This is a genomic window from Burkholderia sp. BCC1996 (assembly GCF_905339955.1).
Lineage (GTDB): Bacteria > Pseudomonadota > Gammaproteobacteria > Burkholderiales > Burkholderiaceae > Burkholderia.
Genome location: NZ_CAJPHM010000006.1, coordinates 113,113 through 134,364 on the forward strand (window position 1 = coordinate 113,113; position 21,252 = coordinate 134,364).

19 protein-coding genes are annotated in these 21,252 nt (G+C 66.7%); 17 read left to right on the forward strand and 2 right to left on the reverse strand.

Going from position 1 to position 21,252, the window contains the following annotated elements:
- Nucleotides 1-15: 15 nt before the first annotated feature.
- From U4Z64_RS10580 to U4Z64_RS10610, 7 genes are all read left to right on the forward strand, one after another.
- Nucleotides 16-684, forward strand: coding sequence for a MotA/TolQ/ExbB proton channel family protein (locus tag U4Z64_RS10580; RefSeq protein ID WP_044844160.1), 669 nt, complete (start codon nucleotides 16-18; stop codon nucleotides 682-684).
- A 22-nt stretch (nucleotides 685-706) separates the two neighbouring features.
- Entirely contained in the window at nucleotides 707-1,162 is a 456-nt protein-coding gene (locus U4Z64_RS10585; protein ID WP_044844159.1) for an ExbD/TolR family protein, read from the forward strand.
- A 310-nt stretch (nucleotides 1,163-1,472) separates the two neighbouring features.
- Entirely contained in the window at nucleotides 1,473-4,067 is a 2,595-nt protein-coding gene (gene leuS, locus U4Z64_RS10590; protein ID WP_044844158.1) for a leucine--tRNA ligase, read from the forward strand.
- A gap of 38 nt (nucleotides 4,068-4,105) precedes the next feature.
- Nucleotides 4,106-4,660 (forward strand): LPS assembly lipoprotein LptE, encoded by a 555-nt coding sequence (lptE, locus tag U4Z64_RS10595; protein WP_044844157.1) that lies wholly within the window; start codon nucleotides 4,106-4,108, stop codon nucleotides 4,658-4,660.
- Nucleotides 4,661-4,678: 18 nt separating this feature from the next.
- On the forward strand, nucleotides 4,679-5,773 hold the full coding sequence (gene holA, locus U4Z64_RS10600) for a DNA polymerase III subunit delta (protein ID WP_044844156.1): 1,095 nt from the start codon (nucleotides 4,679-4,681) through the stop codon (nucleotides 5,771-5,773).
- 138 nt (nucleotides 5,774-5,911) lie between these two features.
- Entirely contained in the window at nucleotides 5,912-7,183 is a 1,272-nt protein-coding gene (locus tag U4Z64_RS10605) for a glutamate-5-semialdehyde dehydrogenase (protein ID WP_044844155.1), read from the forward strand.
- Nucleotides 7,184-7,200: 17 nt separating this feature from the next.
- The gene (locus U4Z64_RS10610; RefSeq protein WP_124488267.1) at nucleotides 7,201-7,623 is read left to right on the forward strand and encodes a CopD family protein; all 423 of its coding nucleotides are present in this window, start codon (nucleotides 7,201-7,203) and stop codon (nucleotides 7,621-7,623) included.
- Nucleotides 7,624-7,774: 151 nt separating this feature from the next.
- On the opposite strand, the gene U4Z64_RS10615 is transcribed toward U4Z64_RS10610, so the two are convergent.
- A complete protein-coding gene (locus tag U4Z64_RS10615) occupies nucleotides 7,775-8,623 on the reverse strand; it encodes a MurR/RpiR family transcriptional regulator (RefSeq protein ID WP_044844153.1) in 849 nt (282 codons plus the stop codon).
- Between the two features lie 293 nt (nucleotides 8,624-8,916).
- Here U4Z64_RS10615 and edd point away from each other — a divergent pair, with 293 nt between their 5' ends.
- The 4 genes from edd (at nucleotide 8,917) to U4Z64_RS10635 (ending at nucleotide 13,511) form a co-directional block, all read left to right on the forward strand.
- Nucleotides 8,917-10,773: a phosphogluconate dehydratase gene (edd, locus tag U4Z64_RS10620; RefSeq protein WP_321819919.1), complete on the forward strand. Its 1,857-nt coding sequence runs from the start codon at nucleotides 8,917-8,919 to the stop codon at nucleotides 10,771-10,773.
- 19 nt (nucleotides 10,774-10,792) lie between these two features.
- Nucleotides 10,793-11,419 carry a bifunctional 4-hydroxy-2-oxoglutarate aldolase/2-dehydro-3-deoxy-phosphogluconate aldolase gene (gene eda / locus U4Z64_RS10625; protein ID WP_044844151.1) on the forward strand — a complete coding sequence of 209 codons (627 nt, stop codon included), beginning with the start codon at nucleotides 10,793-10,795 and terminating at the stop codon, nucleotides 11,417-11,419.
- A gap of 219 nt (nucleotides 11,420-11,638) precedes the next feature.
- Entirely contained in the window at nucleotides 11,639-13,000 is a 1,362-nt protein-coding gene (locus U4Z64_RS10630) for a GntP family permease (protein WP_044844150.1), read from the forward strand.
- 13 nt (nucleotides 13,001-13,013) lie between these two features.
- Nucleotides 13,014-13,511: a gluconokinase gene (locus tag U4Z64_RS10635; RefSeq protein WP_044844149.1), complete on the forward strand. Its 498-nt coding sequence runs from the start codon at nucleotides 13,014-13,016 to the stop codon at nucleotides 13,509-13,511.
- 147 nt (nucleotides 13,512-13,658) lie between these two features.
- Here U4Z64_RS10635 and purB read toward each other — a convergent pair whose 3' ends face one another.
- Nucleotides 13,659-15,047 (reverse strand): adenylosuccinate lyase, encoded by a 1,389-nt coding sequence (gene purB, locus U4Z64_RS10640; RefSeq protein ID WP_044844148.1) that lies wholly within the window; start codon nucleotides 15,045-15,047, stop codon nucleotides 13,659-13,661.
- A gap of 263 nt (nucleotides 15,048-15,310) precedes the next feature.
- On the opposite strand from purB, the gene U4Z64_RS10645 reads away from it, so the two are divergent.
- The 6 genes from U4Z64_RS10645 to U4Z64_RS10670 all read left to right on the forward strand — a co-directional run bounded on the left by U4Z64_RS10645 (nucleotide 15,311) and on the right by U4Z64_RS10670 (nucleotide 21,198).
- Nucleotides 15,311-16,264: a LysR substrate-binding domain-containing protein gene (locus U4Z64_RS10645; protein ID WP_044848296.1), complete on the forward strand. Its 954-nt coding sequence runs from the start codon at nucleotides 15,311-15,313 to the stop codon at nucleotides 16,262-16,264.
- Nucleotides 16,265-16,541: 277 nt separating this feature from the next.
- Entirely contained in the window at nucleotides 16,542-17,828 is a 1,287-nt protein-coding gene (locus U4Z64_RS10650) for a Glu/Leu/Phe/Val family dehydrogenase (RefSeq protein WP_044848295.1), read from the forward strand.
- A gap of 252 nt (nucleotides 17,829-18,080) precedes the next feature.
- On the forward strand, nucleotides 18,081-18,974 hold the full coding sequence (locus U4Z64_RS10655; protein ID WP_044848298.1) for a glutamate/aspartate ABC transporter substrate-binding protein: 894 nt from the start codon (nucleotides 18,081-18,083) through the stop codon (nucleotides 18,972-18,974).
- A gap of 84 nt (nucleotides 18,975-19,058) precedes the next feature.
- Nucleotides 19,059-19,799 (forward strand): amino acid ABC transporter permease, encoded by a 741-nt coding sequence (locus U4Z64_RS10660; protein WP_044848294.1) that lies wholly within the window; start codon nucleotides 19,059-19,061, stop codon nucleotides 19,797-19,799.
- The gene (gene gltK / locus U4Z64_RS10665) at nucleotides 19,799-20,476 is read left to right on the forward strand and encodes a glutamate/aspartate ABC transporter permease GltK (RefSeq protein WP_044848293.1); all 678 of its coding nucleotides are present in this window, start codon (nucleotides 19,799-19,801) and stop codon (nucleotides 20,474-20,476) included. Before U4Z64_RS10660 ends, gltK begins: the two co-directional genes overlap by 1 nt.
- Complete coding sequence (locus U4Z64_RS10670) at nucleotides 20,473-21,198, forward strand: amino acid ABC transporter ATP-binding protein (RefSeq protein WP_044848292.1); 726 nt, start codon at nucleotides 20,473-20,475, stop codon at nucleotides 21,196-21,198. Before gltK ends, U4Z64_RS10670 begins: the two co-directional genes overlap by 4 nt.
- Nucleotides 21,199-21,252: the final 54 nt, after the last annotated feature.

Sequence of the window (21,252 nt, forward strand, 5' to 3'; positions counted from 1 at the left end):
CACGGGGAAACTCCGATGGCCATTCCCACCGGCGTTGTCCACTACCTCGAAAGCGGCGATGCGATCACGCACGCCGTCGCCTACGTGCTGCTGGCGATGTCCGTCGCCAGCTGGTGCTTCCTCCTCATGAAAGCCTGGCTGCTGGTCCGTGCGAAGCGGCAGGGGCCGCGCGCGCTCGCCGCGTTCTGGCGCGCGCCGTCGCTCGACGCGGGCATCGCCGCGCTCGCCGGCACCGATCGCGAGCGCGTGTTCGTGCCGCTCGCCGAAGCCGCGCGCGATGCGGCCGACGAACACGATCCGGCCGCGCTCGCCGCGCGTGTCGAGCGCAGCGAACGCGTGCTGCGCGCGCTGCGTCACGCGATGCTGCGCTCGCAGCGGCGTCTCGAGTTCGGCCAGGTGCTGCTCGCGTCGATCGGCAGCACCGCGCCGTTCGTCGGGCTGCTCGGCACCGTCTGGGGCATCTACCACGCGCTCGGCAGCATCGCCGCGAGCGGGCAGGCGCAGATCGAGAACGTCGCGGGGCCGGTCGGCGAGGCGCTGATCATGACCGCGTTCGGGCTCGTCGTCGCGATCCCCGCGGTGCTCGCCTACAACATCCTCGGGCGGCTCGTGCGCCAGCTCGCCGAGGAACTCGACGGCTTCGCGCGCGACCTGCACGTATTCGTGTGCGCGCAGGGCGCCTGACGCGCGGCCGGGAGGAACGACCATGGCATTCGGCGGGCTGGAGCACCACAAGACGTCCGCGCCGATGGCGGAGATCAACATGACGCCGCTGATCGACGTGATGCTCGTGCTGCTCGTCATCTTCATCATCACCGCGCCGCTGATGACGCACGCGATCCGGCTCGACCTGCCGAAGGTCGCGGCCGGCGTCGCGCGCGACACGCCACAGTCGGTCACGCTGTCGATCGACGACGCCGGCAAGCTCTACTGGGACGACGCGCCCGTCGCACTCGACGCGCTGCCGGCGCGCTTCCGGGCCGCCGCCGCGGGCGCCGCGCCGCCCGAGCTGCGGCTGCGCGCCTCGCGCGCGACCCGCTACGACGTGATCGCGCAGGTGATGGGCGCCGCGCAGGCCGCCGGGCTCACGCGGATCGGCTTCGTGACCGACGTGCCGCCGGCGGGCGCCGCCGCGCCGGCCGCCGCGGGCGCGACCCGCTGACCGGCTGACCGGCTGACCGGCTGACGCACCGGGCGCTCGCGCCATCCGTGTCGTCCCGCAGGCAAGAATGCGGGCCGGCCGGCGAGACCGGCCGTACCGCCCGCCACGAACGGTATAATCGTCGTTTTCGACCGGTTGGCAGGGTTTCGCCGGGTAACCTGGAGACCCTCCGGGTTATCCGGCGAATATCCGGATCATGAGGCAGGCACGAGAACCGTGAGCCTGCCCCCGCCGCCGGGCTGCCCGATTTCGTCCACTTCCGCGTGCCCGCCTCGTGGCGCGCCGCTTAAAGCCTAGTCCGAACCACACCATGCACGAGAGATACGTACCCGCCGACGTCGAAGCCGCCGCTCAGGGCGACTGGCGCGCAGCCGATGCCTACAAGACGAAGGAAGATTCGCAGAAGCCGAAGTTCTACTGCGTGTCGATGCTGCCGTACCCGTCCGGCAAGCTGCACATGGGTCACGTGCGCAACTACACGATCAACGACGTGATGTACCGCTATCTGCGGATGAACGGCTACAACACGCTGATGCCGATGGGCTGGGACGCGTTCGGGATGCCGGCCGAGAACGCCGCGATGGCGAACGGCGTGCCGCCCGCGAAGTGGACCTACGACAACATCGACTACATGAAGGGCCAGATGCAGTCGATGGGCCTCGCGATCGACTGGTCGCGCGAGATCGCGACGTGCAAGCCCGACTACTACAAGTGGAACCAGTGGCTGTTCCTGAAGATGCTCGAGAAGGGCATCGCGTACAAGAAGACGGGCACCGTGAACTGGGACCCGGTCGACCAGACCGTGCTCGCGAACGAGCAGGTGATCGACGGCCGCGGCTGGCGTTCGGGCGCGCTCGTCGAGAAGCGCGAGATCCCGATGTACTACTTGCGGATCACGCAGTACGCGGATGAGCTGCTGAACGACCTCGACGGCCTCGGCTGGCCCGAGCGCGTGAAGATCATGCAGCAGAACTGGATCGGCAAGAGCTTCGGCGTGAACTTCGGTTTCCCGTACGAACTCGACGGCGAGCAGAAGCTGCTGCGCGTGTTCACGACGCGTGCCGACACGATCATGGGCGTCACGTTCTGCGCGATCGCGGCCGAGCACCCGCTCGCCACGCGCCTCGCGCAGGGCAAGCCGGAACTGCAGGCGTTCATCGACGAATGCAAGCGCGGCGGCGTCGCCGAGGCCGATGTCGCGACGATGGAGAAGAAGGGCGTCGCGACGGGCTTCTCGGTCAAGCACCCGCTGACGGGCGAGCCGGTCGAGGTGTGGATCGGCAACTACGTGCTGATGAGCTATGGCGAAGGCGCGGTGATGGGCGTGCCGGCGCACGACGAGCGCGATTTCGCATTCGCGAAGAAATACGACCTGCCGATCAAGCAGGTGATCGCGGCCGAAGGCCAGACGTACTCGCTCGACGCATGGCAGGAGTGGTACGGCGACAAGGAAGTCGCGACCTGCATCAACAGCGGCAAGTACGACGGCCTCGCGTACGGCGCGGCGGTCGACGCGATCGCGGCCGACCTGAAGGCCGGCGGCTTCGGCGACAAGCAGGTCACGTGGCGCCTGCGCGACTGGGGCGTGTCGCGCCAGCGCTACTGGGGCACGCCGATCCCGATCATCCACTGCCCGTCGTGCGGCGACGTGCCGGTGCCGGAGCAGGACCTGCCGGTCGTGCTGCCGGAAGATCTCGTGCCGGACGGCTCGGGCAACCCGCTCGCGAAGTCGGAAGCGTTCCTGAACTGTTCGTGCCCGAAGTGCGGCGCGGCCGCGAAGCGTGAAACCGACACGATGGACACCTTCGTCGATTCGTCGTGGTACTTCTCGCGCTACACGGCGCCGGACGCCGAGACGATGGTCGACGCGCGCACCGATTACTGGATGCCGATGGATCAATACATCGGCGGCATCGAGCACGCGATCCTGCACTTGCTGTATTCGCGCTTCTGGACCAAGGTGATGCGCGACCTCGGCCTCGTGAAGTTCGGCGAGCCGGCGAAGAACCTGCTGACGCAGGGCATGGTGCTGAACGAGACGTTCTACCGCGAAGACGCATCGGGCAAGAAGACCTGGTACAACCCGGCCGACGTGACCGTCGCGTTCGACGAGAAGGGCCGCCCGGTCGGCGCGACGCTGAACGCCGACGGCCAGCCGGTCGTGCTCGGCGGCATCGAGAAGATGTCGAAGTCGAAGAACAACGGCGTCGATCCTCAGGTGCTGATCGACCAGTACGGCGCCGATACCGCGCGCCTGTTCACGATGTTCGCCGCACCGCCCGAGCAGCAGCTCGAATGGTCGGGCGCGGGCGTCGAAGGCGCGAGCCGCTTCCTGCGCCGCGTGTGGAGCTTCGGCGCGACGAACCGCGAAGCGCTCGCCGCGCGCGCGGGCTTCGACGCGGCCGCGCTCGGCGATGCCGACAAGGCGCTGCGCCGCGAGATCTACAGCGTGCTGAAGCAGGCCGATTTCGACTACCAGCGTCTGCAGTACAACACGGTCGTGTCGGCCGCGATGAAGATGCTGAACGCGATCGACGGCGCGAAGGGCGCGACGCCCGGCGTGCTGCGCGAGACGTACGGCGTGCTGCTGCGCGTGCTGTACCCGGTCGTGCCGCACGTCACGTTCGAACTGTGGAAGGCGCTCGGCTACGCGGACGAATTCGGCCCGCTGCTCGACGCCCCGTGGCCGAAGGTCGACGAGGCCGCGCTCGAGCAGGCCGAGATCGAACTCGTGCTGCAGGTGAACGGCAAGGTGCGCGGCGCGCTGAAGGTCGCGAAGGACGCGAGCCGCGAGGCGATCGAAGCGGCGGCGGTGGCCGACGAAGCATTCGCGAAGTTCAGCGACGGCAAACCGGCGAAGAAGATCGTCGTCGTGCCGGGCCGCCTCGTGAACATCGTCGTCTGACGGCCGTTGGCCGCCGGGCGCACACAGAAGGAGCGAAGGTGATCCGCAGATCGTTTTTGATGCTCGCCGTCGGCAGCGCGCTCGCGCTGTCGGCATGCGGTTTCCAGTTGCGCGGCCAGCAGGACTACGCGTTCAAGCGCCTGCTGGTGGCCGGCGCGCCGGCGCCCGTCGAGGCGCGCCTGGTGCGCCTCGTCGAGGCCGGCAGCGACACGAAGATCGTCAAGTCGGCGGACGACGCCGATGCCGTGCTGCGCATGTGGGAGTCGCGTGGGCAGAACACGCTGACGCTCAACAAGTACGGCTCGGCGCAGGAATACGCGCTGTTCTATACGCTGAACTACACGCTGACGAGCAAGGACGGCACCGTGCTGATCCCGCCGAGCGCGATCGCGCTGAACCGCGCGATGACGTACAGCGACCAGTACACGAACGCGAAGGCGCAGGAAGCCGAGATCCTGTACGGCGACATGGAGAACGACGCGGTCGACCAGCTGATGCGGCGTCTCGCGATCGTCCACTCGCTGACGCCGGCGCCGGAAGACGTGGTGCCGGGCGTTGCACCGGGCGCACCGCTGCCGCCGCCGCCGCTCTGATCGCCGGCGCACGTATCGATGCAATTGCGACTTGATGCGCTGGAGCCGCACCTCGCGAAGGGGATGGCCGGGCTCTACACCGTCTACGGCGACGAGCCGCTGCTCGCGCAGGAAGCGTGCGACCGCATTCGTGCGGCCGCGCGCGCGGCCGGCTTCACCGAGCGTTCGGTGCACACGGTCGAGCGCGGTTTCGACTGGAGCGTGCTGCTCGGCGCGACCCAGGCGATGTCGCTGTTCGGCGAGCGTCAGCTGATCGAGCTGCGCATTCCGTCGGGCAAGCCCGGCAAGGAAGGCGCCGACGCGCTGAAGACGCTCGCGGCCGCACCGAACCCCGACGCGCTGATGCTCGTCACGTTGCCGCGCCTCGACGCGGCCACGCAGAAATCCGCGTGGTTTACGGCGCTGCAGAACGGCGGCGTCGCGCTGAAGATCGATCCGGTCGACCGCGCGCAGCTGCCGAACTGGATCGGCCAGCGTCTGTCGATGCAGGGCCAGCGCGTCGCGCCCGGCGACGACGGGCGGCGCGCGCTGCAGTTCATCGCGGAGCGCGTCGAGGGCAACCTGCTTGCCGCGCACCAGGAAATCCAGAAGCTCGGGCTGCTCTATCCGCAGGGCGTGCTGACGTTCGAGCAGGTGCACGACGCGGTGTTGAACGTCGCGCGCTACGACGTGTTCAAGCTGAACGAGGCGATGCTCGCGGGCGACGCCGCGCGGCTTGCGCGGATGATCGACGGGCTGAAGGGCGAGGGCGAGGCGATCGTGCTCGTGATGTGGGCCGTCGTCGAGGAACTGCGCACGCTGCTGCGGATCAAGCGCGGCACGACGGCCGGCAAGCCGCTGGCCACGCTGCTGCGCGAGAACCGCGTGTGGGGGCCGCGCGAGCGGCTGATCGGCCCCGCGCTGAACCGCGTGTCGGAAGCCGTGCTCGAGAAGGCGCTCGCGTTTGCCGCGAAGCTCGACCGGCAGGTGAAGGGGCTGTCGGCCGTCACGCCGGGCCGCCGCACGCAGGACGAGCCGCCGCCCGATCCGTGGGACGGCCTGTTCCAGCTCGCGATGACGGTGGCGGGCGCGCGCGGCGAACGACCGCCGACCGCGGGTCGTGTGCGGCGTTAAGCCCCGTCCGGGCCTTCAGCGCACGCATCGCAACCCGCTTACAATATTTCGATAGCCGGCGCGGCCTTCCTGCCGCCGCGCCTCACGCTTCTCCACGAATTCATGCCGCGCGAAGCGGCTCGCTTCTCGAGTCACACGATGGATATCGACCAGTACATGACGGACCTGGGCCGCCGTGCCCGGCACGCTTCCCGCGCGATGGCGCGCGCCAGCACGGCGGCGAAGAACGCGGCGCTCGACGCCGTGGCCCGCGCGATCGAGCGCGACGCGCAGGCGCTGAAGGACGCGAATGCGCGCGACGTCGCCCGTGCCCGCGAAAAGGGGCTCGATGCGGCGTTCATCGACCGCCTGACGCTATCGGACAAGGCGCTGAACACGATGGTCGAAGGCCTGCGCCAGGTCGCGTCGCTGGCCGATCCGATCGGCGAGATCGGCAATCTCAAGTACCGCCCGAGCGGAATCCAGGTCGGCCAGATGCGCGTGCCGCTCGGCGTGATCGGCATCATCTACGAGTCGCGTCCGAACGTGACGATCGACGCGGCCGCGCTGTGCCTGAAGTCGGGCAACGCGACGATCCTGCGCGGCGGCTCCGAGGCGCTCGAATCGAACGCGGCGCTCGCGAAGCTGATCGGCGAAGGGCTCGAGGCGGCCGGCCTGCCGCAGGACGCGGTGCAGGTCGTCGCGACCGCCGATCGCGCGGCGGTCGGCAAGCTGATCACGATGACCGAATACGTCGACGTGATCGTGCCGCGCGGCGGCAAGAGCCTGATCGAGCGCCTGATCAACGAGGCGCGCGTGCCGATGATCAAGCACCTCGACGGCATCTGCCACGTGTACGTCGACGATCGCGCCGATCTCGCCAAGGCACTGACGGTGTGCGACAACGCGAAGACGCACCGCTACGGCACCTGCAACACGATGGAAACGCTGCTCGTGTCGGGCGGCATCGCGGCCGCGCTGCTGCCGCCGCTCGGCAAGCTGTATCGCGACAAGCAGGTCGAGCTGCGCGTCGATGCAGCCGCGCGCGCGGTGCTCGCCGAGGCGGGCGTCGGTCCGCTCGTCGACGCGACCGACGAAGACTGGCACACCGAATATCTCGCGCCGGTGCTGGCGATCAAGGTCGTCGACGGCCTCGACGCGGCAATCGAGCACATCAATCACTACGGCTCGCACCACACCGATGCGATCGTCACCGAGGATCACGACCGCGCGATGCGCTTCCTGCGCGAAGTCGATTCGGCGAGCGTGATGGTCAATGCGTCGACGCGCTTCGCGGACGGCTTCGAATTCGGCCTCGGCGCGGAAATCGGCATCTCGAACGACAAGCTGCACGCACGCGGCCCCGTCGGCCTGGAAGGGCTCACGTCGCTGAAGTACGTCGTGCTCGGGCACGGCGAAGGCCGCCAGTAAAGCGAGGCGCACAACCGATGGCAATGCTCTGGGTCAAGACGTTCCATATCGTTCTGATCGCCGCGTGGTTCGCGGGACTGTTCTACCTGCCGCGCATCTACGTGAACCTGGCCATGGAGACCGATCCGGCTGCGGTGCGGCGCCTGCTGCTGATGGCGCGCAAGCTGTTCCGCTTCATGACGATGATCGCCGTGCCGGCGCTCGCATGCGGGCTGTGGCTATGGCTCGTGATCGGCATCGGCCAGGGGCAGGGCTGGATCCATGCGAAGGTGACGGTGGTGCTGCTGCTCGTCATCTACCACGCGTATTGCGGGCATCTGCTGAAGGTGTTCGAGCGCGGCGAGAACCGTCGCACCGACAAGTGGTATCGCGTGTTCAACGAACTGCCGGTGCTCGGCATGCTCGTGGCGGTCGCGCTGGTCGTGATCAAGCCGTTTTGAGCTGAGCGGCCGGTTGGCTGCACCGACCCATGCGCAACGGCGCCCCGCGGGGCGCCGTTCTTCGTTTACGTGCGCGTCGGGTGTTGGCTGACGCGCCGGACCGCGCGTCGGTTCTGCATCGCTCATGCGCCGGCGGGGCGCCGTGCGTCGGTCAATCCTTCGTGCCGTCGTCGATCCGGCGGCGCGTGATCGCTTCCTTCGCGCGGCCGACGCGCTCCATCAATGCGGGCCCGCGCGACAGCGCGACGCCGACCGCGAGGATATCCCCGATCGCGAGATGGGACATGCGCGACGTCATCGGCGAGAACACGTCGGTTTCCTCCGCGACGTTCGACGCGAGGCTCACCGTCGCGAGCTTCGCGAGCGGCGAATGGCTCTGCGTGATCGCGACGACCTTCGCGCCGCACGCGAGCGCGGAGCGCGCGGCCTCGACGATGTCGCGCGTGCGGCCGGTGTTCGAGATCGCGACGACGACGTCGTGCGGCCCGAGCAGCGCCGACGACATCGAGAACGTGTGCGGGTCCGAATACGCGACGCTCGGCACGCCGAGCCGGAAGAACTTGTGCTGGATGTCCTGCGCGGCGATGCCGGAGCCGCCGGCGCCGTAGAACTCGATGCGCGACGCGTTCGACAGCAGCGCGATCGCGTCGGCGACGCTGCCGGCCGACAGGCTGTTGCGCACCTCGATCAGCGCGCCGATCGTGCGGTCGAACACCTTGCCGATGATGCCGGGCGCGGGCTCGTCGGGCTCGACGTCGCGATACACCGACGACACGCCCGGCGCGACGCTCTGCGCGAGCCGGATCTTGAATTCGCGAAAGCCGCTGCAGCCGAGCGCCTGGCAGAAGCGCGCGATGGTCGGCTGGCTGACGCCCGCGCGGGTCGACAGCTCGGTCATCGCGAGGTCGAGCACCTCGCGCGGCGCGGCGAGGATGTAGTCGGCGAGCTTGCGCTCGGACGGGCGCAGGTCGGCGCGAATCGCTTCAATGCGAGGCAGCATGGGACGGCGGATGGAAATCGGGTTCGGATGAGCGAGTGTATCGCAATCGAATTGTAGAAAATCTACATGAAAATGCTAGCTCTATCGTCGGCAATTTCTGCAGTGGACGATGCCGTTGATTAGGGTTTTCACTAGGAAAGCCTTGCTGGTGGCGGCGGTATGAGTTGCGCATATGCTGATCCGCATTGCGCGCGTGTAGTTTTTCTACTAGACTGACTTCGTTCGTTCGATGCACTCGACCGTCCCCACGATTCCAACCGCCGGTGTCCGTCCGGCATACAGGAGCGCCCAGCATGACGTCGCTGCACCCCACCCTGGCGAAAGTCACCGATCGCGTGATCGCCCGCAGCCAATCGACCCGTCCCGCCTATCTGCAGCGCATCGACGGCGCGCAAGGCAGGTTCCCGGCGCGCGGCGCGCTGTCGTGCGCGAACCTCGCGCACGGCTTCGCGGGTCTCGAAGGCAGCGACAAGTTCCAGATCAAGGCGATCCGCGAGCCGAACATCGGCATCGTGTCCTCTTACAACGAGATGCTGTCCGCGCACGCGCCGTACAAGGATTTTCCCGACATCATCAAGGCCGCCGCGCGCGAGAACGGCGGCGTCGCGCAGTTCGCGGGCGGCGTGCCGGCGATGTGCGACGGCGTCACGCAGGGCAACCCGGGCATGGAGCTGTCGCTGTTCTCGCGCGAGGCGATCGCGATGGGCACCGCGATCGCGCTCACCCACAACATGTTCGACGCGGCGCTCTGCCTCGGCATCTGCGACAAGATCGTGCCGGGCCTCCTGATCGGCGCGCTGCAGTTCGGCCACCTGCCGACCATCTTCGTGCCGGCCGGCCCGATGACGAGCGGCCTGTCGAACGACGACAAGGCGAAGATCCGCCAGCAGTTCGCGACCGGCCAGGTCGGCCGCGACGCGCTGCTCGAAGCGGAATCGGCCGCGTATCACGGCCACGGCACCTGCACGTTCTACGGCACCGCGAACAGCAACCAGATGCTGATGGAGCTGATGGGCCTGCACCTGCCGGGTTCGGCGTTCGTCCATCCGCACACGCCGCTGCGCGACGCGCTGACCGCCGAAGCCGCGCGCCGCGTGCTCGACCTGACGGTCGAGCGCGGCCACTACACCCCGATCGGCCACGTGATCGACGAGAAGGCGATCGTCAACGGGATCGTCGCGCTGCTCGCGACGGGCGGCTCGACCAACCACACGCTGCACCTCGTCGCGATCGCGCGCGCGGCCGGCATCCTGATCGACTGGAACGATTTCGACGAGCTGTCGGCGGTCGTGCCGCTGCTCGCGAAGATCTACCCGAACGGCAAGGCCGACGTGAACCACTTCCACGCGGCGGGCGGCGTCGCGTTCCTGGTGCGCAACCTGCTCGAGGGCGGGCTGCTGCACGAAGACGTGACGACCGTGGCGGGCAAGGGCCTGTCGCACTACACGAAGGAGCCGAAGCTGATCGACGGCAAGCTGACGTGGGTCGACGGCACGGCCGAAAGCCACGACACGAAGGTGCTGCGCGGCATTCGCGACCCGTTCCAGCCGGACGGCGGCCTGCGCCTGATGCAGGGCCGGCTCGGCCGCGGCGTGATCAAGATCTCGGCGGTCGCGCCCGAGCACCGCAAGGTGACGGCGCCCGCGATCGTGTTCGATTCGCAGGAAGCCGTGCAGGAGGCCTTCGATCGCGGCGAGCTGAAGCGCGATTTCGTCGCGGTCGTGCGCTTCCAGGGCGCGCGCGCGAACGGGATGCCCGAGCTGCATCGTTTGACGCCGCTGCTCGGCGTGCTGCAGGATCAGGGCTTCCACGTCGCGCTGGTGACCGACGGCCGCATGTCGGGCGCGTCGGGCAAGGTGCCGGCCGTGATCCACGTGTCGCCGGAAGCGCTGCTGGCTGGCCCGCTCGGCAAGGTGAAGACGGGCGACACGCTCGTGATCGACGCGGAAGCCGGCATCCTCGACATCGAGGTCGACGACGCCGAGTGGCAGGCGCGCCCGGTCGCGCAGCCGCTGCACCAGGCCGACAACGAAACGGGTTTCGGGCGCGAACTGTTCGGCGTGTTCCGCGCGGCGGCCGCGCCGGCCGAGCAGGGCGCATCGGTTTTCGGGACGCTGGTCGGCGAAACGGCCGTCAGCGTCGCTGCATGAATTTCAAGGAGTGTTCCAGATGAAGACGATTGCTGAAATCGTGAAGCTGGGCCCGGTGATTCCGGTGCTCGCATTCGACTCGGTCGAGCAGGGCGAACACGTGTCGCGCGCGTTGCACGCGGGCGGCGTCAAGGTGCTCGAGATCACGCTGCGCACGCCGGCCGGCCTGGAGGCGATCCAGCGCGCGAGCCAGCTCGCGGACGACATCGTCGTCGGCGTCGGCACGATCACGAAGCCCGAGCACTGCGAGCAGGCGAAGCGCGCGGGTGCGAAGTTCGGCGTGTCGCCGGGCCTGACGAAGGACCTGCACCTCGCGTCGCTCGACGCCGGCCTGCCGCTGCTGCCGGGCGTGATGACGCCGAGCGACATCATCCAGGCGCTCGAGTTCGGCTACGAGATCGTCAAGTTCTTCCCCGCGCAGCAAGCCGGCGGCGTGCCGATGCTGCAGGCGTTCCACGGTCCGTTCCCGGCGCTGAAGTTCTGCCCGACGGGCGGCATCACGGTCGACACCGCGCCGAATTTCCTGAAGCTGCCGAACGTCGTGTGCGTCGGCGGTTCGTGGCTCACGCCGAAGGCCGCGCTCGCCGCGCAGGACTGGGCCGAAGTCACGCGCCTCGCGCAAGCCGCGAGCCAGCTGCCCCGTTAAGACTTGTACGAAACGAACGTTTGACCCTCGGTAAGCGAGCGCTTAGTGCTTGTTTTACCGAGGGTTTTTGCTGATGGAACCGGTTCTATCCGCGGACCGTAAAGATAAGTAAAATTCAGCGTCCTCGCGGGGTGGGAACCCCCGTGTTTCGGAGACCTGCATAGCCGGGCATACTCGCAACAACTCGCCCGGTTCGAACAATCCTAGGAGGAGTGCCACATGGGGGCTGTCCAAGGCAGCATGCTGCTCATTTATACCGTGATCGCGATCGTCGCGCTGATCGTGATGATCGCGCGGTTCAAGATCTATCCGTTCCTGGTGCTCATCATCGTGTCGCTCGGCCTCGGCCTCGTGGTCGGGATGCCGATGGACAAGATCGTCAAGTCGTTCGAGACCGGCAACGGCAACACGCTCGGCCACATCGCGGTGGTCGTCGGCCTCGGCACGATGCTCGGCAAGATGATGGCCGAATCGGGCGGCGCGGAGCGGATCGCGACCACGCTGATCGACTGGTTCGGCGAGAAGAACATCCATTGGGCGATGATGTTCGTCGCGATCATCGTCGGCCTGCCGGTGTTCTTCGAAGTCGGCTTCGTGCTGCTGATCCCGATCGCGTTCAACGTCGCGAAGCGCACCGGCAAGTCGCTGCTCGTCGTCGGCCTGCCGATGGTCGCGGGCCTGTCCGTCGTGCACGGGCTGATTCCGCCGCACCCGGCCGCGCTGCTGGCCGTCCAGCAATACGGTGCCGACATCGGCAAGACGATCGCGTTCGGCCTGATCGTCGGCGTGCCGACCGCGATCGTCGCGGGCCCGCTGTTCGCGCTGATGATCTCGAAATTCGTCAAGCTGCCGGAGAACAATCCGCTCGCCGCGCAGTTCGTCGAATCGCACACGGAAGGCAAGCAGCGCGAACTGCCGAGCTTCGGCATCACGCTGTTCACGATCCTGCTGCCGGTGATCCTGATGCTGGTCGGCAGCTGGGCCGACCTGATCTTCACGCCGAAGTCGCTGCCGAACAGCCTGCTGCGCTTTGCCGGCAACTCCGACGTCGCGCTGCTGATCGCCGTGCTGGTGAGCTTCTTCACGTTCGGCAAGCTGCAGGGTTTCAACCGCGACCAGATCCAGAAGTTCTGCGGCGAGTGCCTGGCACCGATCGCCGGCATCACGCTGATCGTCGGTGCGGGCGGCGGCTTCGGCGGCGTCCTGCGCGACAGCGGGATCTCGCAGCAGATCGTCGAGACCGCGAAGCACGCGCACCTGTCGCCGCTGCTGCTCGGCTGGTTCGTCGCGGCGCTGATGCGTCTCGCGACGGGTTCGGCGACGGTCGCGATGACGACGGCCTGCGGCATCGTCGCGCCGATCGCGGCGGCGTCGGGCGCGGCGGTTCGTCCGGAGCTGCTGGTGCTCGCGACGGGCTCGGGCTCGCTGATCTTCTCGCACGTGAACGACGGCGGCTTCTGGCTGATCAAGGAATACTTCGGGATGACGGTTGGTCAGACGTTCAAGACCTGGTCGCTGCTTGAAACCATCATCTCGGTGCTCGGTCTGAGCTTTACGCTGCTGCTGAGCGTGGTTTTGTAACAAGGGGTAGTCAATGATTCTGATCGCAATGGGCGTGTCGGGCGCGGGCAAATCGCGAATCGGCGAAATGCTGGCAGAACGCCTGTCGTGCAGCTATACCGACGGCGACGCGTTTCACAGCGCGGCGAACAAGGAAAAGATGCACAACGGCATTCCGCTGACCGACGACGACCGCTGGCCGTGGCTGCGCACGATCCGCGCGGCCATCGAGGAAAAGCAGCGTGCCGGCGAGACGGCCGTGTTCACGTGCTCTTCGCTGAAGCGGTCGTACCGCGACGTGCTGCGCGGCACCGACACCGACGTGCGGTTCGTGTATCTGAAGGGCTCGTTCGAGGTGTTGCACGAGCGCCTGAAAAGCCGCACCGGCCATTTCTTCGATCCGTCGCTGCTGAAGAGCCAGCTCGATACGCTCGAGGAGCCGGGCCCGGACGAGGCGATCGAGGTCAGCATCGAGCTGACGCCCGAACAGATCGTCGATCAGGTGATGGCGAAGATCGGCCACGCGCACTGAGCGCGGTTCGCGGCAATCGTGATGCCGCAGTGAGACAGGCGCCCCTCGGGGCGCCTTTTTTCGTCGAGCGCGCGAGAGCTGCCAAAGAAAAAGCCCGATGCGAGCAATTTCGCATCGGGCTTTTTTTCCGTCCGGCGACGGCGGCGCTTACGCGATCCGCTTCGCGAGTTCGACGGCCTTGCCGATGTACGACGCCGGCGTCATCGCGAGCAGGCGGTCCTTCGCATCCTGCGGGATCGCGAGCGTGGCGACGAATTCCTGCAGCGCTTCGCGCGTGATGCCCTTGCCGCGCGTCAGTTCCTTCAGCTGTTCGTACGGGTTCTCGATGCCGTAGCGGCGCATCACCGTCTGCACCGGCTCCGCGAGCACTTCCCAGCAGTTGTCGAGATCTTCGTTCAGGCGCTGCGGGTTGACTTCGAGCTTGTCGAGGCCGCGGATCAGCGAGTCGTACGCGAGCAGCGAATAGCCGAGCGCGACGCCCATGTTGCGCAGCACCGTCGAGTCGGTCAGGTCACGCTGCCAGCGCGACACCGGCAGCTTGTCGGCGAGGTGGCGCAGCGTCGCGTTCGCGAGGCCGAGGTTGCCTTCCGAGTTCTCGAAGTCGATCGGGTTGACCTTGTGCGGCATCGTCGACGAGCCGATTTCGCCGGCCTTCGTCTTCTGCTTGAAGTAGCCGACCGAGATGTAGCCCCACACGTCGCGATCGAGGTCGAGCAGGATCGTGTTCGCGCGCGCAACCGCGTCGAACAGCTCGGCCATGTAGTCGTGCGGTTCGATCTGGATCGTGTACGGGTTGAACGTGAGCTTCAGGCGGTTCTCGATCACGTCGCGCGAGAACGCTTCCCAGTCGAATTCCGGATACGCGGACAGGTGCGCGTTGAAGTTGCCGACCGCGCCGTTCATCTTGCCGAGGATCTCGACCTTCTCGATGCGCGTGATCGCCCGTGCGAGGCGCGCGGCGACGTTCGCGAGCTCCTTGCCGAGCGTCGTCGGGCTGGCCGGCTGGCCGTGCGTGCGCGACAGCATCGGCTGCTCGGCGAGCGCGTGCGACAGCGCGACGAGGCGCTGGTGGACCGTGCGCAGCGCCGGCACGATCACGTGCTCGCGCGCGCCGGCGAGCATCATCCCGTGCGACGTGTTGTTGATGTCTTCGGACGTGCACGCGAAGTGGATGAATTCGCTGGCCTTCTCGAGTTCGGCCTGGCCCTTGACCGATTCCTTCAGCCAGTATTCGACGGCCTTCACGTCGTGGTTCGTCACGCGCTCGATTTCCTTGATGCGCGCGGCGTCGTGCGCGGTGAAGCGCTCGGCGAGCTGCAGCAGGAATTGTTCGGACGCGTCGGAGAAGCGCGGGACTTCCGCGAAGCCGGCGCGCGACAGCGCGATCAGCCAGTGCACCTCGACGGTGACGCGGTGGCGCATGAAGGCGGCTTCGGAGAGCCAGTCGCGCAGCGCTTCGGTCTTGCTGGCGTAGCGGCCGTCGATGGGCGAGAGCGCGGTGAGGGCGAAAAGCGTATCGGGACGAGTGTCGGACATGATCGGGCGGGCCTTGGGGCCGGGTCGAGCGAGGGGGGAAGAATCCGGCATTTTACCATCGCCGCGGGGCGATCCCGGCCGAACCGGTCCGGCCGCGGCCGCCGCGGGCGATCGGCACGCGCCCGGCGCCCGGGCGGCGCGCGACCGGCCTGCCGGCAGGCGCCCGCGCCGGTTCGCCGGGGCGCCCGCCACGCCGCCGGGCCGGCCCGCCCGCCGGTAGAATGCAGGCTTCTTCCCGACCGCCGCCCGCCGCGCCCGCCTGCATGGAACTGAAATGGCTCGAAGACTTCGTCTCGCTCGCGGAAACGCGCAGCTTTAGCCGCTCCGCCGAACTGCGGCACGTGTCGCAGCCCGCGTTCTCGCGGCGTATCCAGGCGCTCGAGGCGTGGCTCGCGACTGAATTGATCGATCGTTCGGTCTATCCGACGCGGCTCACGCAGGCCGGCCAGATCTTCTACGAGCAGGCGCTGACGATGTTGTCGCAGGCGCACGAGGCGCGCACGCTGCTGCGCGGCCACGTCGGCGCGCCGGTGCCGACGATCGAGTTCGCGGTGCCGCACACGCTGTCGCTCACGTATTTTCCGCGCTGGCTGCAGCGGATCGAGGCGAAGATGGGGCAGGTTCACACGCGGCTGCGCGCGCTGAACGTGCACGATGCCGTGCTGTCGCTCGTCGAGGGCGGCTGCGATCTCGTGATGGGCTACCACCACCCGAGCCACCCGGTCGCGCTCGACCCGGCCCGCTACGACATGCTGGTGCTCGGCAGCGAGCCGATCAGCGCGTTTTCGGCGCCGGGCCGCGCGGGCCGGCCGCGCTATACGCTGCCGGGCACGGCCGAGGCGCGCGTGCCGTACCTGTCGTATACGCCGAACGCGTATCTCGGCCGGATGACCGAAGTCATCGTGGCGAATGCACCGACGTCGCTGTTCCTCGATCGTGTTTACGAAACCGACATGGCGGAGGGGCTGAAGGCGATGGCGCTCGCGGGCCACGGCGTCGCGTTCCTGCCGCACAGCGCGGTCGAGGATGCGGTGGCGAGCGGCCGCCTGATCCGGCTCGACCGTTCCGCGCGCGGCGGCACCCATCCGTTCACGCTGACGATGGAGATCCGCCTGTACTGCGACAAGCTCGCGCTGCAGGGCGACGATCCGCACCAGAAACTCGTGCGCGCGCTGTGGGACGTCGTGCGCGACGAACTGCGCGAAACCACCGGTTAACCGTCGGCGGTTAACCGGGCCGGTCGGGCGCGAGCGACTGACGAGCCGCTTTCGACGCCGCTCGGACGCCCGTCCGGCGGGCATCCCGCGACTTTCACCGACGATTTTTCACGCACGCGATGCATGGCCGATCGCGGGCGTTCTTGCGCAAATCGACCGCGGATTTGCGAAAAATCACGATCATGCAAGAAACGCATAATCGAATAAGCAAACGGCATTGGATAAAAAAAACGGGTTTTTCGACAATGTGCGCAATCCGTTGAACGTTGGAGTGTCCATGTCTTCGCAACTGCAGTCCATCCCGTCCTACCTTCACGCCGACGATCTCGGCCCGTGGGGCAACTACCTTCAGCAGGTCGATCGCGTCGCGCCGTACCTCGGCTCGCTGTCGCGCTGGCTCGAGACGCTGAAGCGTCCGAAGCGCATCCTGATCGTCGACTGCCCCATCGAGCTCGACAACGGCACCGTCGCGCACTTCGAAGGCTATCGCGTGCAGCACAACGTGTCGCGCGGCCCGGGCAAGGGCGGCGTGCGCTACCACCAGGACGTGACGCTGTCGGAAGTGATGGCGCTGTCGGCATGGATGTCGGTGAAGAACGCCGCAGTGAACGTGCCGTACGGCGGTGCGAAGGGCGGCATCCGCGTCGACCCGCGCAAGCTGTCGCGTGGTGAGCTCGAGCGCGTGACGCGCCGCTACACCAGCGAAATCGGCATCATCATCGGGCCGAACACCGACATTCCGGCACCGGACGTCAACACCAACGAACAGGTGATGGCGTGGATGATGGACACGTACTCGATGAACCAGGGCCAGACGTCGACCGGCGTCGTGACCGGCAAGCCGATCGCGCTCGGCGGTTCGCTCGGCCGCAAGGAAGCAACGGGCCGCGGCGTGTTCGTCGTCGGCTCCGAAGCGGCGAAGAAGAAGGGCCTGGAAATCGAAGGCGCGCGCATCGCGGTGCAGGGCTTCGGCAACGTCGGCGGCATCGCGGCGAAGCTGTTCCAGGAAGCGGGCTCGAAGGTGATCGCGGTGCAGGATCACACGGGCACGATCTACCAGCCGGCCGGCCTCGATTCGAACAAGCTGCTCGACCACGTCGCACGCACGGGCGGCGTCGCGGGCTTCGAAGGCGCCGAGCCGATGCCGAATGACGAGTTCTGGACGGTCGAGACCGACATCCTGATCCCGGCGGCACTGGAAAACCAGATCACCGAAAAGAACGCGGCGAAGATCCGCACGAAGATCATCGTCGAAGGCGCGAACGGCCCGACGACGACGGCGGCGGACGACATCCTGAGCGCGAACGGCGTGCTCGTGATCCCCGACGTGATCGCGAACGCGGGCGGCGTGACCGTGTCGTACTTCGAGTGGGTGCAGGACTTCTCGAGCTTCTTCTGGACGGAAGACGAGATCAACCACCGTCTCGAGCGCGTGATGCGCGAAGCGTTCGCCGGCGTGTGGGCGGTCGCGGAAGAGCACAAGGTGACGGTGCGTACGGCGGCGTTCATCGTCGCGTGCAAGCGCATCCTGATGGCGCGCGAAATGCGCGGCCTGTACCCCTGATCGGTCGTTGCCGATCGCCGATCGGTTGACTACGATCAAAGCATGACGCAATCCACCCGATTGCGTGCATGAACCCTCGCGGGCGATGCCGAATCCGGCATCGCCCGCGCGCGCATTCAGGTGCCGAAACGGGCGCCCGGAGCCGGGAGGACGGCTTCGCACAGCGCGATTCGTAGTGCGGTTAACAACCAGTACTTTCAAAAATATTACTTTGATACACTGGCGCGGGTTTTAGCCAAGGAGATGACCAAAATGAAATACCACAAGGCAGTCCTGATGGTCGCGGCGCTGTGCGCGTTCGCGAGCGGCGCGCACGCACAGGAGACCGGCACGCTGAAGAAGATCAAGGACACGGGCGTGATCGCGCTGGGCCACCGCGAATCGTCGATTCCGTTCTCCTACTATGACCAGAACCAGCAGGTCGTCGGCTATTCGCGCGAATTCCAGTTGAAGGTCGTGGACGCGGTGAAGAAAAAGCTGAACCTGCCGAACCTGCAGGTCAAGAACATCCCGGTCACGTCGCAGAACCGCATCCCGCTCGTGCAGAACGGCACGGTCGACATCGAGTGCGGCTCGACGACCAACAACCTGGAGCGTCAGCAGCAGGCCGCATTCTCCGACACGATCTTCGTGATCGGCACGCGCCTGATGACGAAGAAGGATTCGGGCGTGAAGGACTTCGCCGACCTGAAGGGCAAGACGGTCGTGACCACCGCCGGCACGACGTCCGAGCGCCTGCTGCGCAAGATGAACAACGACAAGCAGCTGGGCATGAACATCATCAGCGCGAAGGATCACGGCGACTCGTTCAACACGCTCGAGTCGGGCCGCGCGGTCGCGTTCATGATGGACGATGCGCTGCTCGCGGGCGAGCGCGCGAAGGCGAAGCAGCCGGGCGAATGGGTGATCGTCGGCACGCCGCAGTCGGAAGAGGCGTACGGCTGCATGATGCGCAAGGGCGATGCGGACTTCAAGAAGGTCGTCGACGACGCGATCTCGCAAGTCGAGAAGTCGGGCGAAGCCGCGAAGATCTACGCGAAGTGGTTCGAGAACCCGATCCCGCCGAAGGGGCTGAACCTGAACTTCCCGCTGTCCGATTCGATGAAGAAGCTGTACGCGAACCCGAACGACAAGGCGCTCGACTGACCACGCGGCCGTTGACGCAGAAATGACGCTACTGAAACGGAAGAGGCCACGCTTCTTCCGTTTCTTTTTGCTGGAGTCTTGCCCATGTCTTACCACTGGAACTGGGGCGTCTTCCTGAGCCCCGTCTCGACCGGCGAGCCGACGACTTATTTCGGATGGCTGATGTCCGGCTTCTGGGTGACGATCGAGGTGTCGCTCGTCGCCTGGGTCATCGCGCTGATCGTCGGCTCGCTGTTCGGCGTGCTGCGCACGGTGCCGAACAAATGGCTGTCCGCGATCGGCACCGTGTACGTGTCGATCTTCCGGAACATTCCGCTGATCGTGCAGTTCTTCATCTGGTACCTCGTCGTGCCCGAGCTGCTGCCCGCGTCGATCGGCACCTGGATCAAGCAGTTGCCGCCGACCACGCAGTTCTTCACCTCGTCGATCATCTGTCTCGGCCTGTTTACGGGCGCGCGCGTGTGCGAACAGGTGCGCTCGGGGATCAACGCGCTGCCGAAGGGCCAGCGCGCGGCCGGCCTCGCGATGGGCTTCACGCAATGGCAGACGTACCGCTACGTGCTGCTGCCGGTTGCGTACCGGATCATCGTGCCGCCGCTCACGTCCGAGTTCCTGAACATCTTCAAGAACTCGGCGGTCGCGTCGACGATCGGCCTGCTCGACCTGTCCGCGCAGGCGCGCCAGCTCGTCGACTACACCGCGCAGACCTACGAGTCGTTCATCGCGGTCACGCTCGCGTACGTGATCATCAACCTCGTCGTGATGGCGTTCATGCGCTGGATCGAAGGCCGCACGCGGCTGCCCGGCTACATCGGAGGCAAGTGATGCATCAGTTCGACTGGAGTAGTATTCCCGGCGCGATACCGACGCTGTGGACGGGGGCGATCGTCACCTTCAAGATCACGCTGATCGCGATCGTCGTCGGCATCGTGTGGGGCACGTTGCTCGCGCTGCTGCGGCTGTCGGGCGTGAAGCCGCTCGCGTGGTTCGCGAAGGCGTACGTGACGGTGTTCCGCTCGATCCCGCTCGTGATGGTGCTGCTGTGGTTCTTCCTGATCGTGCCGCAGGTGCTGCAGGGCGTGCTCGGGCTGTCGCCGACGATCGACATTCGCCTCGCGTCGGCGATGGTCGCGTTCTCGCTGTTCGAAGCCGCGTATTATTCCGAGATCATCCGCGCCGGCATCCAGGCGGTGCCGCGCGGGCAGGTCAACGCCGCGTTCGCGCTCGGCATGAACTACGCGCAGGCGATGCGCCTCGTGATCCTGCCGCAGGCGTTCCGCGCGATGGTGCCGCTGCTGCTCACGCAGGCGATCGTCCTGTTCCAGGATACGTCGCTCGTGTACGTGATCAGTCTCGCGGACTTCTTCCGCACGGCCGCCAACGTCGGCGATCGCGACGGCACGACCGTCGAGATGGTCCTGTTCGCGGGCGCATGCTATTTCGTGGTTTGCTCGGTGGCGTCTGCCCTCGTCAAAGGTCTCCAGAAAAAGGTCACAAGATGATTTCCATCAAGAACGTTTCCAAGTGGTACGGCCAGTTTCAGGTCCTCACCGATTGCACGACCGAGGTCAAGAAGGGTGAGGTGGTGGTCGTGTGCGGCCCGTCCGGCTCGGGCAAGTCGACGCTGATCAAGACCGTGAACGGCCTCGAGCCGTTCCAGCAGGGCGAGATCCTCGTGAACGGCCAGTCGGTCGGCGACAAGAAGACGAACCTGTCGAAGCTGCGCTCGAAGGTCGGAATGGTGTTCCAGCATTTCGAGCTGTTCCCGCACCTGTCGATCACCGAGAACCTGACGCTCGCGCAGGTCAAGGTGCTCGGCCGCGGCAAGGACGAAGCGGCCGAGAAGGGCATGAAGCTGCTCGATCGCGTCGGCCTGAAGGCGCATGCGCACAAGTTTCCGGGCCAGCTGTCGGGCGGCCAGCAGCAGCGGGTCGCGATCGCACGCGCGCTGTCGATGGACCCGATCGCGATGCTGTTCGACGAGCCGACGTCCGCGCTCGATCCCGAGATGATCAACGAAGTGCTCGACGTGATGGTCGAACTCGCGCAGGAAGGGATGACGATGATGGTCGTCACGCACGAGATGGGCTTCGCGAAGAAGGTCGCGCATCGCGTGATCTTCATGGACAAGGGCGCGATCGTCGAGGACGACCGCAAGGACGATTTCTTCTCGAATCCGAAGTCGGATCGCGCGAAGGACTTCCTCGCGAAAATCCTGCACTGAGCGTTCGTGCAGCGCGTGTGCCGCATGCACGCCGATGAAAAAAACCGCCCGGCT